The 15,019-nt window shown below is 72.1% G+C and carries 12 protein-coding genes and 1 riboswitch; of the genes, 8 read left to right on the plus strand and 4 right to left on the minus strand.

What is annotated here, in order from left to right:
- Nucleotides 1-156 precede the first annotated feature (156 nt).
- A riboswitch (cyclic di-AMP (ydaO/yuaA leader) is annotated at nucleotides 157-314 on the plus strand.
- A 12-nt stretch (nucleotides 315-326) separates the two neighbouring features.
- Nucleotides 327-1,082, plus strand: a complete 756-nt coding sequence (locus ACIHCX_RS05240) for a M23 family metallopeptidase (protein ID WP_400026752.1) — start codon at nucleotides 327-329, stop codon at nucleotides 1,080-1,082.
- A 76-nt stretch (nucleotides 1,083-1,158) separates the two neighbouring features.
- On the opposite strand, the gene ACIHCX_RS05245 is transcribed toward ACIHCX_RS05240, so the two are convergent.
- Complete coding sequence (locus tag ACIHCX_RS05245) at nucleotides 1,159-1,440, minus strand: HPr family phosphocarrier protein (RefSeq protein ID WP_400026754.1); 282 nt, start codon at nucleotides 1,438-1,440, stop codon at nucleotides 1,159-1,161.
- A gap of 175 nt (nucleotides 1,441-1,615) precedes the next feature.
- Here ACIHCX_RS05245 and ACIHCX_RS05250 point away from each other — a divergent pair, with 175 nt between their 5' ends.
- A complete protein-coding gene (locus ACIHCX_RS05250) occupies nucleotides 1,616-4,978 on the plus strand; it encodes a GNAT family N-acetyltransferase (protein WP_400026756.1) in 3,363 nt (1,120 codons plus the stop codon).
- Between the two features lie 105 nt (nucleotides 4,979-5,083).
- On the opposite strand, the gene ACIHCX_RS05255 is transcribed toward ACIHCX_RS05250, so the two are convergent.
- Complete coding sequence (locus ACIHCX_RS05255; RefSeq protein WP_400026758.1) at nucleotides 5,084-6,085, minus strand: AsnC family transcriptional regulator; 1,002 nt, start codon at nucleotides 6,083-6,085, stop codon at nucleotides 5,084-5,086.
- A gap of 130 nt (nucleotides 6,086-6,215) precedes the next feature.
- Between ACIHCX_RS05255 and ACIHCX_RS05260 the strand changes: the two genes are divergently transcribed.
- From ACIHCX_RS05260 to ACIHCX_RS05285, 6 genes are all read left to right on the plus strand, one after another.
- Nucleotides 6,216-7,637: an MFS transporter gene (locus ACIHCX_RS05260; RefSeq protein ID WP_400026760.1), complete on the plus strand. Its 1,422-nt coding sequence runs from the start codon at nucleotides 6,216-6,218 to the stop codon at nucleotides 7,635-7,637.
- Nucleotides 7,634-8,875 carry an amidohydrolase gene (locus tag ACIHCX_RS05265; protein WP_400026762.1) on the plus strand — a complete coding sequence of 414 codons (1,242 nt, stop codon included), beginning with the start codon at nucleotides 7,634-7,636 and terminating at the stop codon, nucleotides 8,873-8,875. Before ACIHCX_RS05260 ends, ACIHCX_RS05265 begins: the two co-directional genes overlap by 4 nt.
- A gap of 154 nt (nucleotides 8,876-9,029) precedes the next feature.
- Complete coding sequence (locus tag ACIHCX_RS05270) at nucleotides 9,030-9,626, plus strand: DUF5998 family protein (protein WP_400026764.1); 597 nt, start codon at nucleotides 9,030-9,032, stop codon at nucleotides 9,624-9,626.
- Nucleotides 9,626-10,837 (plus strand): alkaline phosphatase family protein, encoded by a 1,212-nt coding sequence (locus ACIHCX_RS05275; RefSeq protein ID WP_400026766.1) that lies wholly within the window; start codon nucleotides 9,626-9,628, stop codon nucleotides 10,835-10,837. Before ACIHCX_RS05270 ends, ACIHCX_RS05275 begins: the two co-directional genes overlap by 1 nt.
- Nucleotides 10,838-10,907: 70 nt before the next feature.
- On the plus strand, nucleotides 10,908-11,558 hold the full coding sequence (locus ACIHCX_RS05280) for a thymidine kinase (RefSeq protein WP_400026768.1): 651 nt from the start codon (nucleotides 10,908-10,910) through the stop codon (nucleotides 11,556-11,558).
- 327 nt (nucleotides 11,559-11,885) lie between these two features.
- On the plus strand, nucleotides 11,886-13,088 hold the full coding sequence (locus ACIHCX_RS05285) for an RNA-guided endonuclease InsQ/TnpB family protein (RefSeq protein ID WP_400026770.1): 1,203 nt from the start codon (nucleotides 11,886-11,888) through the stop codon (nucleotides 13,086-13,088).
- Nucleotides 13,089-13,122: 34 nt separating this feature from the next.
- Here ACIHCX_RS05285 and ACIHCX_RS05290 read toward each other — a convergent pair whose 3' ends face one another.
- Nucleotides 13,123-14,379: an MFS transporter gene (locus ACIHCX_RS05290; RefSeq protein ID WP_400026772.1), complete on the minus strand. Its 1,257-nt coding sequence runs from the start codon at nucleotides 14,377-14,379 to the stop codon at nucleotides 13,123-13,125.
- A 2-nt stretch (nucleotides 14,380-14,381) separates the two neighbouring features.
- Nucleotides 14,382-14,984 (minus strand): ArsR/SmtB family transcription factor, encoded by a 603-nt coding sequence (locus ACIHCX_RS05295; protein ID WP_400026774.1) that lies wholly within the window; start codon nucleotides 14,982-14,984, stop codon nucleotides 14,382-14,384.
- Between the last annotated feature and the right edge of the window lie 35 nt (nucleotides 14,985-15,019).

Raw genomic sequence — 15,019 nt, forward strand, 5'->3', positions numbered from 1 at the left:
CCTGTGTTGTCCTGGTGTTGTCCGAATTGAGGGGGAGATCGCCTGTCTGCCCTGTGGTGTGCGCTACAAAACATCTGATCCGTTTGGGGATTGAAAGCGGCCCCGTCTAGCGTCGGTCCGGCTGTTCGTCGGGCAGTGCGCCGCGTCCGCGGCACCGGACAGTCATCGCCGAGTCCCCGTACGGCGCGAGCCAGGGGAGCCGGGGACCCACCGTCCCTGGGGTGAATCGGCCGTCAGCGCGACGCGCGGCGCCGTAGGAGACCTTCCTGCTCCGAACCCGTCAGCTAACCCGGTAGGCGACAGGGAAGGAAAGGACCCACGTCTCCATGGCGTTCACCCGTGCCGCCGGGAAGCACCGACGGCCGAGCCGGATGCACCGCACCACCGCCCGCGCGGCGGGCGTCGCGGCCCTGGCCACCACCGGTGTCATCGGCACCCTCGCCGCCCCGGCCCTCGCCGCGGACGTTCCCGCCCTCGAGGACACCGGCCTCACCCCGGTCGTCACCCTGGGCGACAGCGTCGCCGAGAAGATCGAGGCCCAGGCCGTCGCCCAGCACCGGGCCGCCGCGCGCAAGCAGGCCGAGGCGGTCGCGCGCAAGAAGGCCGCGGAGGGGGCGGCGAAGGAGCGCGAGGCCAAGGCCCGCGCCGCCCGCGAGGCCGAGCGCAAGCGCCTCAACGCCTTCGTGACGCCGATCCTCGACTCCTACATATCGACCGGCTACCGGGTCGGTGGCTCCCTCTGGTCCTCCGGCACCCACACCGGTGTCGACTTCCACGCCGCGAGCGGCACCCCCGTGCACGCGGTCGGCCTCGGCACCGTCGTCGACGCCGGCTGGGGCGGGGCGTACGGCAACCAGGTCGTGATCAGGATGGCCGACGGCATGTACACCCAGTACGGGCACCTGTCGTCCATCGCGGTCTCCGTGGGCCAGCGGGTCGTCCCCGGCCAGCGGATCGGCCTGTCCGGCGCGACCGGCAACGTCACCGGACCGCACCTGCACTTCGAGGCCCGTACGACCCCGGACTACGGCTCCGACGTCGACCCCGTGGCCTACCTCCGCAAGCACGGCGTCCACGTCTGATTCCCTGCGCCGACGCGGCGAAGCCGTGCCGCCCGGACGGGGCGGCACGGCTTCGGTGCTTCACCGGTCCTGCCGGTCAGACCGTCTCGGGAAGCTCCTCGAGCCCCTCGGCGACCAGCTTGGCCAGCCGGTCCAGCGCGGCGTCCGCGCCGTCGGCGTCGGAGGCCAGGACGATCTCCTCGCCGCCCTCGGCGCCGAGGCCGAGCACGGCCAGCATGGAGGCCGCGTTGACGGGCGTGCCGTCGGCCTTGGCGATCGTCACGGGGATGCCTGCGGCCGTGGCGGCCCGGACGAAGATGGAGGCGGGGCGGGCGTGGAGACCCTCGGCCCAGCCGACGTTGACGCGGCGCTCAGCCATGTGTTGCTGCCCTTCAGGTGATCAGGGTTGTCTAGACCAGTTTTCCATATGTGGAACAGGTCCGGAGCGGCGCGTGCGCCGCTCCGGGTGGCATCGGACCGCGGCCTCGGTCCGATGGGTGTCCTCCACAGACTGCCTCGCGCCGCTGTCGGACGCGAGCCGTACGCTGGGGCGCATGCAGACCTCGCCGGACCGGCACGCGTACCCCGCCCACTGGGAGGCCGACGTGGTGCTGCGCGACGGCGGCACCGCGAGGATCCGCCCCATCACCGCCGACGACGCCGACCATCTGGTCAGCTTCTACGAACAGGTGTCGGACGAGTCCAAGTATTACCGCTTCTTCGCGCCCTACCCGCGTCTGTCCGCGAAGGACGTCCACCGCTTCACGCACCACGACTTCGTGGATCGGGTGGGACTCGCGGCCACGGTCGGCGGCGAGTTCATCGCCACCGTACGCTACGACCGCGTCGGCGTGGACGGCATGCCCGCCTCGGCGCCCTCCGACGAGGCCGAGGTCGCCTTCCTGGTGCAGGACGCCCACCAGGGACGCGGGGTCGCCTCCGCGCTCCTGGAGCACATCGCGGCCGTCGCCCGCGAGCGTGGCATCCGCCGCTTCACCGCCGAGGTGCTTCCGGCCAACACCAAGATGATCAAGGTGTTCACGGACGCCGGGTACACCCAGAAGCGCAGCTTCGAGGACGGCGTCGTACGCCTGGAGTTCGACATCGAGCCGACCGACCGCTCGCTGGCCGTGCAGCGCGCACGGGAGCAGCGGGCCGAGGGCCGGTCGGTACGGCGGCTCCTGGCGCCCGGCTCGGTCGCCGTCATCGGCGTGGGCCGCGCGCGCGGCGGCGTGGGCCGCGGCATCCTCGACAACATCCGCGACGCCGGGTTCACGGGCCGGCTGCACGCCGTGAACCGGGCCTTCGGCGAGGACCGCGAGGAGATCGACGGGGTGCCCGCCCACCGCTCGGTGCGGGACATCGACGGGCCCGTGGACCTCGCCGTCGTCGCCGTGCCGGCCGAGCACGTCCCGGACGCCGTCGCCGAGTGCGGCGAGCACGGCGTGCAGGGCCTCGTCGTGATCTCCGCGGGCTACGCGGAGAGCGGCCCCGAGGGACGTGAGCGGCAGCGCGCGCTCGTGCGACAGGCGCGGACGTACGGCATGCGGATCATCGGGCCCAACACCTTCGGGATCATCAACACCTCGCCGGACGTCCGGCTGAACGCCTCCCTCGCCCCCGAGCTGCCGCGGCCCGGCCGCATCGGTCTGTTCGCCCAGTCCGGGGCCATCGGCATCGCGCTGCTGTCCCGGCTGCACCGGCGCGGCGGCGGGGTCACCGGGGTCACGGGCGTGTCGACCTTCGTGTCCGCCGGCAACAGGGCGGACGTCTCCGGCAACGACGTCATGCAGTTCTGGTACGACGACCCCGACACTGACGTCGCCCTGATGTACCTGGAGTCCATCGGCAACCCGCGCAAGTTCACCCGCCTGGCCCGGCGCACGGCGGCGGTGAAGCCGCTGGTCGTGGTGCAGAGCGCGGGCTCCGCCCCGCAGGGGCACGCGGTACGGGCGACGCGGCTGCCGCACGCGACGGTGTCCGCGCTGCTGCGGCAGGCCGGTGTGATCCGGGTCGATACCATCACCGAACTGGTCGACACCGGCCTGCTGCTCGCCCGGCAGCCGCTGCCGCCGGGGCCGCGCGTGGCGATCCTCGGCAACTCCGAGTCGCTGGGCGTGCTGACCTACGACCGCTGTCTCGCGGAGGGGCTGCGCCCCCAGCCGCCGCGGGACCTGACGACGGGGGCCTCGGCGGAGGACTTCCGGATCGCGTTGTCCCGGGCGCTCGCCGACGAGACCACCGACGCGGTGGTCGTCACGCTGATACCGGCGCTGGGGGAGGGGGCCGCCGAGAACGCCGCCCTGGCCGAGGCGCTGCGCTCGGCCGCGCAGGAGGTGCCAGGCAAGCCGGTCCTGGTCGTGCACGTCGAGTTCGGCGGGCTGGCGGAGGCCCTGTCCGCCGCCACCAGCACCGCCCCGCCGCCCGGCCCGGGACCCCAGCCGGGAGCGACCCCCCTGCTCCCACCGCCGACGACCCCCCGGCCCACCCCGTCTTCCCCGTCCTCCCCGGCCGGCCCGGGCCACCGGGCGAGCGCGGCTTCCCCTGCGGGCCCTGAGCCCGGCGCGGGACCGCGGGCGGGCGCGGGCCTCGGGCCGGAGCCGACCCACCAGGTGGACGCGGCCTCCCTGGCCGACCCGAACCCGGAGACCGGCACGGGCCCGAAGGCAGGCACAGGACCGCAGCGAGGTCCGGAGCACACCGGTGTTCCTGGTCATGCTGCTGGTCCGGAACGCACCGGTGTTCGTGGTCATGCCTCCGGTCCGGAGCACACCGGTGTTCCTGGTCGTGCTGCTGGTCCGGAGCACACCGGCGTTGCTGGTCATGCCCCCGGTCCGGAGCACGCCCGCGTTCCTGGCCACGCCCCCGGTTCCGGCCATGTCCGCGGCCAGGGCCGCGTCTCCGGTCACGGCCAGGCCTTCGGCGCGGGATCGCAGCCGGGTCCCGGCCCCCGGCGACCGGCCCCCGCCGTGTCCGAAAGGGCCGCGGCCACGGGCGCGGGACCCGCGTCCGTGGTGCCGTCCGGTGCGGCGCCCGAGCCGGTTCGCACCGGGACGCGTCTGGTCACCGCCTATCCCGCCGCCGAGCGCGCGGTGCGGGCCCTCGCCGAGGCGGTCCGGTACGGCCAGTGGCGCAGGGAGGCCGCGAACCCGGGCAAGGTGCCGGAGTACGAGGACATCGACGAGAAGGGCGCCGCCACGTTCATCGGCGGACTGCTCGAGCGCGGGCAGGGCCTCACGCTCGGCACGGAGGAGACCTGCGAGCTGCTCGGCCGGTACGGCATCCACGTGCGCCGGGCCCTGCCCGCCCCCACCCCCGACGCCGCCGCGGAAGCCGCCCGCGCCCTCGGCTACCCCGTCGCCCTGAAGGCCACCGCCCCGCACCTGCGGCACCGCGCCGACCTCGGCGGCGTACGCCTCGACCTCACAGACGAGGAGCAACTTCGCCGCTCCTACGCGGAGTTGACCGACCTCTTCGGCAAGCCCCAGGAGCTGCGGCCGGTGGTGCAGGCGATGGCACCCCGAGGGGTCGACACCGTCGTGCGCGCGGTCATCGACCCCGCGGCCGGCGCGGTGCTCTCCTTCGGGCTCGCCGGGGTCGCCTCCCAGCTGCTCGGCGACATGGCGCACCGGCTGATCCCGGTCACCGACCGCGAGGCCACCTCCCTGATCCGCTCCATCCGCACGGCCCCCCTGCTCTTCGGCTGGCGCGGCTCGGCCCCGGTCGACACGCCCGCGTTGCAGGAGCTGCTGCTGCGCGTGTCACGGCTGGTCCACGACCACCCGGAGGTCGTCGCCGTCACCCTGGAGCCGGTCGTCGTCGCCCCGCACGGGCTGAGCGTCCTCGACGCCTCCGTACGCCTGGCACCCCCGCCCGCCCGCGACGACCTCGGCCCGCGCACGCTCCCGGTGTACTGAGCACCCTCGCCCGCCCAGCGGATCGGCCACGGGGGTCCGGTCTCACGGGGAACTTTCGGTCAGCCGGGTGCCGTTCCGCTACGGTCCGCGGAACCGGTGCGCGCCCTACCAGGGCCGCATGGGCCGCGTTCCCGTGCGCCGCCCGTCCCCGTCGAGCAGGTGCCCCATCCGCTTGACCGTCCGCAGCCCGACGATCCGGTCGGTGATCATGAGGGAGGGGAGCCGGGCGCAGAGCGCGGTTTCGCGGTGCTGGATCTCCCCGATGTCGCGCAGCCAGTACGTGGCGAGGACGGCCGAAGTCCCGGTGACGGCGGCGACGAGACGGCATTCGGGCAGGGGCGCCAGCGTTCGGTGAAGGGTGTTCAGGTCGCGGGCGGGGACCCGGCCGCGAAAGGTGACGGACACAGGCAGTCCCGTCAGCCGCGGGGCCATGTCGCAGCGGAAGACGAGCACGCCCGAGTCGGTGAGACGGCGCAGCCTGCGGCGGACGGTCGCGGCGCTGGTGTCCGTGCGCTCGGCCAGCACGGCGAGCCCCAGACGGCCGTCGCACACCAGAAGATCGAGAAGAGCATGGTCGAGGTGGTCCAGTTCCGCGGAGGGATCCGCCTCACGGACACCACCGACGGCAGGTCCGAGCGCGCTCAGTTGCGCGGAATCGAGGGAGTGCAGCCGCCAACGGCTCCCCTCCGCGTACAGCGAGGTGGCGAAGAGGCATTCCGTCGCGCTCACCCCGGGCAGTACCTCCAGGCGCTCGGTGAGGAAGCGGGTCAGCGAGCGCATGTCCGGGGTCAGCACGTCGAGCAGCAGATCGACGCTGCCGGGCGCGGTGAGCTCCACGGTGACGACCTCCTCGAAGGCGGACACGCGTTCGGCGAGACGTCGCCGTGTGCCCGGGCGGCAGCGCAGCAGTACGAACGCGGTGCAACGGGTGCGGGAGAACGCACGGCCCGGGGACGCGTACACCCAGGCGAGCCCTTCCGCGCTCAGTCGCTCCCAACGCCGCGCGAGCGTGCTCGCCGTCACCCCGAGCAGCGGCGCCAGTTCCGACCATGAGGCCCGGGGCTGCACCTGCAGTGCGTGCACCAGGGCGAGGTCCAGCTCGCTCACGATGCCCGTTTCTCGCATCCGACGTGCCCTCCTCGCACGATTTCCGCGAAGTTCCGGGCCGGTTCGGCCGGTGCCCGCACAGTATCCCCCACGTCGGGTTCCAGCCATCAGAAGTAGAGGTGAAAGAACGGTGACCAGAGGGATCGCTTCCGGCCGCGGACTGCTCGCGACCATGACGGTGATCGTGGTGTGCAGTGGCGTCGTACAGGGGTACCTGACCCCGCTGCTGCCGAAAGTCGGCCGTCATGTCGGCATCGGCGGCGTCGGCCAGAGCAACCTCTATCTGCTGTCCCAGCTCGCGTTCGCGGTGATGACGCCCCTGCTGGCGCGGCTGGGCGACATCCACGGGCACCGCAGGCTGCTGCGCGCATGCGTCGCGATGGTGGCGGGCGGTTCCCTGCTGATAGCGGTGTGGCCGACGACGGCGACCCTCGCCGTCGGCGTGACCCTGCAAGGAGCCGTCGTCGGCTTCTTTCCGCTGCTGGCGGGCATCCTGCGCTCCCGTGCACCGGAACGCGGCCGGGTCGGCATGTCCGTCCTGGTCGGTGCGCTGCTCATCTCGATCGGCGTCGGTGGCCTCGTCGCGGGTGCGCTCAGCGAGGAGCACGCCGTTGCCGGGCTGTGGACGGCCGTGCCGGTCGGCGCGCTCGCGGTGACCGCCGCCCTGCTGCTGCCGGACAGCGCCACCGCCCGCGGGGGGAACTTCAACGTCAAGGCGGCGATCCTGCTCACCCTTGGCCTGGTGGCCCTGGTCCTCGTCCTGACCCAGGGCGACACCTGGGGCTGGCTGTCCCCCGACTCCCTGGTCACAGCTGTCCTGGCGGTGTCCCTGCTGGTGGTCTGGGTGATGGTCGAGCACCGGTCCGCGCATCCCCTGGTCGATGTGCGGCTCCTGCGCGCTCCCCGCCTCGCGGTGGTCAGCGCCCACACCTTCTGCGTCGCCTTCGGCGCCATCGGGTTCCTGGGCGCGAACGCCGTGTTCCTGGGGTCCGATCCGGAGGCGACGGGTTACGGCATGGGCCTGGGCTCCCAGGCGATCGCGTTCGTCTCCCTCGCCATGGTCGTGGCCGGCTGTCTGGGCTCGACCGCGACCCCGCGGCTGTCGCGGCGGGTCGGGGACCGCGCGGTGCTCTGCGCGGTGGGTGTCATCGGTGCGACCGGCTTTCTCTCCTTGATCCTTTTCCACGACTCCCTGTCCCGGTACCTCGTGGGGGCCCTGATCGTCGGACTGGCCACGGGCATGTTCGAGTCGATCACGCGCGCCCTGTCCGCGGAGGTCGTCGCGGAGACCGAGACCGCGCTCTCCGTCGGCCTCAACGAACTGGCGCTCTCCCTGGGCGCGGCCATCGGGGCGGCCGTGATCGGCGGGCTGTTCGCGGGCCACCGGCTGAGGGGCGGCCACATCGCACTCACGGGGTATCTGTGGTGCTGGGGGGTGTGTGCCGGTGTCGCCCTGCTGGGCGGACTGCTCGGCCTGGGCTTCCGCCCCGTGCCCGCCGCCGGGACCGGACAGGTGCGTCCCTCCCTCGCGCAGAGCGGAGAGCCGGCATGACACGGGCGCGGCACGACGTCATCGGGCCGGAGGTCAGGGGACACGCCGTGGCCGAGGTGACCGGAACCGTCCGCGGCCGGCGGGACCGCCTGATCGGCCTGAGCCACAGTCTGTACGACGAGCCGGAGACGGCTCTGCGGGAGCACAGATCGGCCGCCAAGGTCGCCGCCCTGCTCACCGAGGCCGGCTTCGCCGTCACCCGGGGCGTCGGGGACCTGCCCACCGCGGTGGTGGCCACCTACGGCACGGGCGACCTGGTCGTGGCCCTGTGCGCGGAGTACGACGCGCTGCCCGGGATAGGACACGCCTGCGGCCACAATGTGAACGGGGCGGCGGCGGTCGGCGCCGCGCTCGGTCTCGCGGCGGTCGCCGACCGGCTCGGCATCACCGTGAAGCTCGTCGGCACGCCGGCCGAGGAGGACATCGGCGGCAAGGTACTGCTCCTGGAAGCCGGGGTGTTCGACGACGTGGCGGCGGCCATGATGGTGCACGCGGCGCCGGAGGACACCGTCGGCGCCTCGTCGCTGGCCGTCAGTGCCTGGGACGTCACCTACCGGGGGAGGCCGTCGCACGCCGCGCTGGCCCCTTGGGAGGGCGTCAACGCGCTCGACGCGATGACCCTCGCCCACACGGCGATCGGCCTGCTGCGCCAGCAGCTCCCGCCCGGCACCCTGGTGCACGGCGTCGTCTCCGAGGCCGGGCAGGCCGTGAACGTGATCCCGGCACTCGCCCAGGCCCGCTACGAGCTGCGGGCCCCCACGTCCGAGCAGCTCGCGTACGCCCGGCGACGGGTACGGTCCTGTTTCGAGGCGGGCGCCCTTGCGACGGGCGCGGAACTCGAACTCGTCCCGCACGGCCACGACTTCGCCGATCTGCGACAGGACGCCTCCATGACGGAGTCCTACGCGCGGGCGCTCGGGGAGCTGGGCCGCACACCGGTGCCGCGGCACGGGGAGCTGATGGCCTCGACCGACATGGGCAACGTCTCCCACGTGGTGCCGACGATCCACCCGACCGTCGGATACGACACCGGGGGCGCGAAACCCCACACGGCCGAGTTCGCCCGGTACGGCAAGAGCGAAGGCGCCGACCGGGCCGTCATCGACGGGGCGACGGCCCTGGCGCACGTGGGGGTGGAACTGGCCACCGACGCCGTGCAGCGACGCCGGCTCCTGGACGGTGTCGCCGACCGCCGCCACCGTCCCGGCGGTTCGGCTGCCGCCCGCCCGCCTCGCTGAAAGCGTTCGCACCGCTCTCCGGGGGCCTGCCGGCCGCGTGGCCGACAGGCCCCCGCAGGTCTTCGCCCGGTACGGCACGTGCGGGACGGCCCTGCCGCCCGGGCGGACCGGGTTGCCGTCGACTGGCCCGGACCGCCCCCACCCACGGATTAGGATGGACGGCATGGCCAAGACCAGTACGACGACCCAGGGGCTGCGCTCGGCGATCGAACGCAGTGGCTACTACCCGGCTCTCGTGGCCGAGGCGGTGGAAGCCGCCGTGGGCGGGGAGCCCATTCGGTCGTTCCTGGTCCATCAGGAGACCACGTTCGACCAGAACGAGGTGCGGCGGCACGTGACCGTGCTCGTCCTCACCGGCAACCGCTTCATCGTCAGCCACACCGACGAGCAGGGAGCCGACAGCACCTCCCCGACGCCGTACGCCACCACGTCCACGGAGTCGGTGAAGCTCGACCGGATCTCGTCGGTCGTGGTCAGCCGCGTGGTCGCCAACCCGGAGCAGTACACGCCGGGCACGCTGCCGCGGGAGGTCGTGCTGACCATCGGCTGGGGCGCCGTGTCCCGCATCGACCTGGAGCCCGCCGCCTGCGGCGACCCCAACTGCGAGGCCGACCACGGCTACACGGGCAACTCGACGGCGGACGACCTCAGCCTGCGCGTCAGCGAGGCCGGTGACGGCCCCGAGACGGTGCGGCAGGCCCTCGCCTTCGCCCAGGCGATCTCCGAGGCGACCGCGGACCTGACCCGCTGATGACCCGCCCCTTCTTCCCCGACGACGCCGCCACCGCCTGGGGCCACCCGGAGCCGCTGGCCATCGCGTCCGCACCCGTCCCCGAATACGGAACCGGCTCGCTCGCCGACCTGCTGCCCACGCTGGCCGCCGGCATGGGCGTACCGGGGACGACGGCCGTGATCGGCGAGCTGGCCCCCGTCGACCGCGCCTGCGTCTTCCTGATCGACGGCCTTGGCTGGGAGCAGCTGAAGGCGCACCCCACCGACGCGCCCTACCTGACCGCCCTGCTCGGCAGCTCGCGCGGCGGCACCGGCCGCCCGATCACCGCCGGATACCCGGCGACCACGGCGACCTCGCTCGCCTCCGTCGGCACCGGCCTGCCCCCGGGCGCGCACGGCCTGCCCGGCTACACCGTGCGCAACCCGGCCACCGGCCAGCTGATGAACCAGCTGCGCTGGCAGCCGTACAGCGATCCGCGCGCCTGGCAGCCCCACCCCACGGTCTTCCAGCTCGCCCAGCAGGCGGGTGTGCACGCCGCCCAGGTGTCCTCCCCGGCCTTCCAGAACACCCCGCTGACCAAGGTCGCCCTCAGCGGCGGCACGTTCGTGGGGCGGCTGACCGGTGAAGAGCGCATGGACCTCGCGGCCGAGCAGCTCGCCGCAGCCGACCGGACCCTGGTCTACACGTACTACTCCGAACTCGATGGCGCCGGCCACCGCTACGGCGTCGACTCCGACACCTGGCGCGGACAGCTGATGCACGTCGACCGGCTCGTCCAGCGCCTGGCCGAACAGCTCCCGCCGCACAGCGCGCTCTACGTCACCGCCGACCACGGCATGCTCGACATCCCGTTCGACGAGCAGCACCGCATCGACTTCGACGAGGACTGGGAGCTGCGCGCCGGCGTGGCCCTGCTCGGCGGCGAGGGACGCGCGCGGCACGTGTACGCGGTGCCGGGTGCCGAGGACGACGTGCTCACCTGCTGGCGCGAGGTGCTCGGCGAGCAGTTCTGGATCGCCTCCCGGGACGAGGCGGTCGCGGCGGGCTGGTTCGGGCCGCGGGTCGACGAACGGGTGTACGCGCGGATCGGCGACGTGGTCGCCGCTGCCCGCGACGACGTCCTGCTCATCGCCTCCGAGCAGGAGCCGAAGGAGTCGTTGATGGTCGGCAACCACGGTTCGATGACCCCTGCCGAGCAGCTGGTCCCCCTGCTGGAAGTACGCTCCTGAGGTCCCTTCCCCTGCGCCGTACACCACCGTCCGCCACACTCGACACTCGCCGAAAGGTGCCCAACTGCTCATGCCCGAGCTGGTGTTCTTCTCCGGAACCATGGACTGCGGGAAGTCGACACTGGCTCTCCAGATCGAGCACAACCGCTCCGCGCGCGGACTGACGGGCATGATCTTCACCCGCGACGACCGGGCCGGGCAGGGCAAGCTGTCCTCGCGGCTCGGCCTGGTGACGGACGCGGTCGAGGTCGAGGACGGCGTGGACCTGTACGCCTACATCGTCGACCACCTCTCGCAGGGCAGGCGCGCGGACTACGTGATCGCGGACGAGGCCCAGTTCCTCGCGCCCGTGCAGATAGACCAGCTCGCGCGCGTGGTCGACGACCTGGAGATGGACGTCTACGCCTTCGGCATCACGACGGACTTCCGCTCCAAGCTGTTCCCCGGCTCCCAGCGCCTGGTCGAACTGGCCGACCGCGTCGAGGTCCTCCAGGTCGAGGCCCTGTGCTGGTGCGGCGCCCGCGCCACCCACAACGCCCGTACGGTGGGCGGCGTCATGGTGGTCGAGGGCGCCCAGGTGTTCGTCGGCGACGTGACCCGTTCCATGGACGAGATCGGCTACGAGGTCCTGTGCCGCCGCCACCACCGCCGCCGCATGACGGCCGCCTCGGCCCGCGCGGTGGCACTGTCCCCGGACGTGCTGCCAGTGGCTTCTGACTGAGGTTGTTCCGACGGGCGTTCCGGCGGCGTCGGTGACGGTGACCTGCGTGCCGACCGAACCCTGACTTCACCTGACTCTTGCGAGGAAGCCCCGGCGTTCACGCCGGGGAGGAAGCGCATCCTGTGGCAGCGCCGCGGAGCGTCGCCGCACCCGGACGCCCGGGGCGCGGAGTGCCCCGACAGCCGGCCGGCGGAGCCGGGCGAACGTGTGTGCGCCCGTTCGCCGGTCGGGGTGGCCGTGGCGGAAGGGGTGTGCGGGTGTGCGGGCGCCGTACGTACGGTCAGTTGGCTGGAGCCGGCTGATCGAGACAGGGCGGGGGTGACGGGTGTGGCTGTGGTGCGGGAGGCCGAGGGGGCCGAGCACGCCCGGTATACCTACCGGCTGCGGGTGTCGGCCACGGCCCGGGCGGGGTTGGAGGCGGAGTGGGGGCGGTGCCGGTGGCTCTGGAACGAGTGCGTGGCCCGTTCCAGGAAGGCCCACGCAGAGGGTGAGGAGTGCGGTCCGGCCCGGCTGGACCGGATGCTGACCCGGGCCCGCGCGGTGACACCGTGGCTGGCCGCAGGCGCCTCGGTGCCGCAGCAGCATGCCGTCCGCGACTTCGCCGCATCCCGCGCGAAAGCCCTGAAGGACGTCAAGAACCGGCTGCCCGTCAGACGGCGGGCCGGTATGCCCCGGCACAAGAAGAAACACGACGTCGACCCGACCATGACCTACACACGGCGCGGCTTCCGCCTCAAGGACGGACGCCTGCACCTGGCGGGCGGGATCGTCCTGACCGTGGTGTGGTCCCGTCCTCTTTCGGCCGAACCCTCCTCGGTGCGCGTCTACCGTGACCACCTCGGCCACTGGTACGCCTCGTTCGTCATCCCCGCACCGCTTCAGCCGCTCCCGCCGACCGGCCGCGTGATCGGCATCGACTGGGGCGTCCGGGAGACCGCCACCACCACCTCCGACGCCCACGACCTCCCCCACCCTCAGCACGGTCGGAGGGCAAAGGAGAAGCTGTCCCGGTACGACCGGATGATGGCCCGGCGCAGGCCGAAGAAGGGGCAGGCCGCGTCGAAGGGTTACCGGGAGGCGAAGAGGTGGCGGGCGAAGACCTACGCGAAGATCGCCCGGCAGCGGCAGGACACCGTCCGCAAGTGGGCCAAGAAAGTCGTGCACGACCACGATGCGATCGCGGTGGAGGACTTCCGGCCGAAGTTCCTCGCCAGGACGTCGATGGCCCGCAAGGCGGCCGATGCCGCGATCAGCGTCACGAAGCAGGCCCTGATCGAGATGGGCCGCAAGCACGGGCGGGATGTGCGTCTGGTGCATCCCGCGCACACCACCATGGACTGCGGGACGTGCGGAGCGAGAACCAAGCACGCGCTGCCGCTGTCGGAACGCACCTACACCTGCACCGCGTGCGGAGCGGTCTGTCCCCGGGACAAGAACTCCGCCCGCGTGATGCTCGCCCGGGCAGGTCTGGACCCGGCTGGTGTCGAGGGCGCAAGACCTCCTGGAGCGCTGCTCCAGGAGGCGGCCTGAGCCAGGAATCCCCTCCCTTCAGGGAGGGGAGCAGTCAACCACGATGCGGTGGTGAAGCTTCCGGCGCTGCTTCGCCAGGCTCTTGTGCCAGTCGCGCAGTGAGTGATTCGGTCGGCCGGCGGATGGTGCGGGTGGCCAGGTAGAGCGCCGAGGAAGCCATCAGGACCGCCATCACGGCGAGCATGATGCGATAGTCCACCAGCGCGATCAAAGCCGCTCCGGCGGCGATGGCCGCCGTCTGCGGTACCCCTATCAGCACGTTCAACGCGGCATCGGTTCGCCCCATCAGAGAGGCGGGCGTGCGCCGTTGGAAGAGGGTCATGGTGCCCGCAATGATCAAAGGCAGGCTGGCGCCGATGAACACGGTGCCCGGCGCGACCGCGAGCAAGGAGGGGATGGCACTCAGCAGGAAGCCTGCGGCGGCGAAGGCCAGGCCGAGGACCACCGTCAGCTCTTCCCCTGCACGCCGCATGAGCACTGCGGCGGCAACGCCGGCTCCTATCGCCCCCGCACCTTGCAATGAACTGAGGACACCGAGGAAGGCCGGTGGGCGGTGCAGCCCCGTGTCGACGACAGCGAAGAGCACTGACTCGGAGAAGCCGAAGGCGACAATGGCGAGCACGACGGCGACGGTCACCTGGCGCAGGGTGGGGGCCCGTGCGATGAACCGGAAGCCGGCGGTGCTCTGGAGGCCGGTTTCCTCCTGCTGAGCCGGCTGCGGCCGATCCTCCTGCTGTCGGATCAGTGCAATCAGCAGGGCTGCGAGAGCGAAGGTCGCTGCGTCGCCCACCACCAACGGACCCAGGCCGAATGCGGACAACACCCCCGCACCCAGGAGCGGGGCAATCAGCCGCAGACCCTGCAGCAAGGTCTGCAGGAGGCCGTTGACGTCACCCAGATGCTTCGGCGGGATCAGCGTCTGGGTGAGTGCGGTCATGGCCGAGCCGGTAGCGCCGTTGGCCAGCCCGTACAGAGTCATGACGACGTAGCAGATCCAGACGCTGTGGCGGTCGTGCACCAGTAGCAGCGGCAGGACCAGCACTGCGGAGACCAGGTTCAGGACGATCAGTAGCGGCCGACGACGCAATCGGTCCACCAGCACGCCGCCCAGAGGCGCCCCCAGGGTGCCGAGGATGAAGGCGAAGAAGGTGAGGCCGGCCGCTGAATTGCTGCCCGTGAGTTCCTTCACGTGGATGCCGAGGGCGATCCATAAGGCATTGCTCCCGGCCACGTCGGTCAGCCTGGCAAGGAGGAGCAGGCGGACGTCGTGGCGAGCGAGTAGTGCACGCACGGTCAATCCTCCTGGGCGGACAGGGCGTCGGCGGGGAACGTGAACTGGATCAGCTCCATTGCCACGGCGCCCTCGGGTCGCAGCGACGGACAGTCAAGGCGCTCGCGGTAGCGAAAGGTGAGGGCAGTCAGCTCTTCCTTGAGGGATTCGGCTTCCTCCGGGGTCAGATAGAAGACCGTCTCGGCAGCATTGGTGATCTTGGTCCAATGCTCGGGGAACGCGTGCCGCATGGCGCCGATCTTGCGGATCCGATCCAGCCAGGAGTCCCACACCATGGCGCTGAGCGCAGCTGCGGCGATCGCCCCTTCGGGGGTGACATCGTCGATCGTGAAGCCGATGTGGGCACGCCGCCAGGGCCGACTGCGGCCGGTGCCGCCTCCCGCTTCCTCGACGAAGCCGTACTTTGCGAGGGTGCGCAAGTGGAAGGCGCAGTTCGTCGGGGACTCTCCCACCATCTCGGCAGCTTCGGTCGCGGTCAGCGGCTCGCGCCGGTTCAGCGCTTCGAGCAGAGCGAGGCGGGTGGGGTGTGCAACGGCCCGCATGGCCTTGGGGTCGGTGAGCTTGCGATGCCCACGTGGAGCAGCGCCTGCAGCTTCGGAAGACATGTTTCGAGACTCTACGCTCGAAACATGTCTTTCGA

The organism is Streptomyces sp. NPDC052043 (assembly GCF_044548235.1).
Classification (GTDB): domain Bacteria; phylum Actinomycetota; class Actinomycetes; order Streptomycetales; family Streptomycetaceae; genus Streptomyces.

Coding starts and splice junctions, on each gene's coding strand:
- ACIHCX_RS05240 (WP_400026752.1), top strand. CDS start 327: ATGGCGTTCACCCGTGCCGCCGGGAAGCACCGACGGCCGAGCCGGATG.
- ACIHCX_RS05245 (WP_400026754.1), bottom strand. CDS start 1,440: ATGGCTGAGCGCCGCGTCAACGTCGGCTGGGCCGAGGGTCTCCACGCC.
- ACIHCX_RS05250 (WP_400026756.1), top strand. CDS start 1,616: ATGCAGACCTCGCCGGACCGGCACGCGTACCCCGCCCACTGGGAGGCC.
- ACIHCX_RS05265 (WP_400026762.1), top strand. CDS start 7,634: ATGACACGGGCGCGGCACGACGTCATCGGGCCGGAGGTCAGGGGACAC.
- ACIHCX_RS05270 (WP_400026764.1), top strand. CDS start 9,030: ATGGACGGCATGGCCAAGACCAGTACGACGACCCAGGGGCTGCGCTCG.
- ACIHCX_RS05275 (WP_400026766.1), top strand. CDS start 9,626: ATGACCCGCCCCTTCTTCCCCGACGACGCCGCCACCGCCTGGGGCCAC.
- ACIHCX_RS05280 (WP_400026768.1), top strand. CDS start 10,908: ATGCCCGAGCTGGTGTTCTTCTCCGGAACCATGGACTGCGGGAAGTCG.
- ACIHCX_RS05295 (WP_400026774.1), bottom strand. CDS start 14,984: ATGTCTTCCGAAGCTGCAGGCGCTGCTCCACGTGGGCATCGCAAGCTC.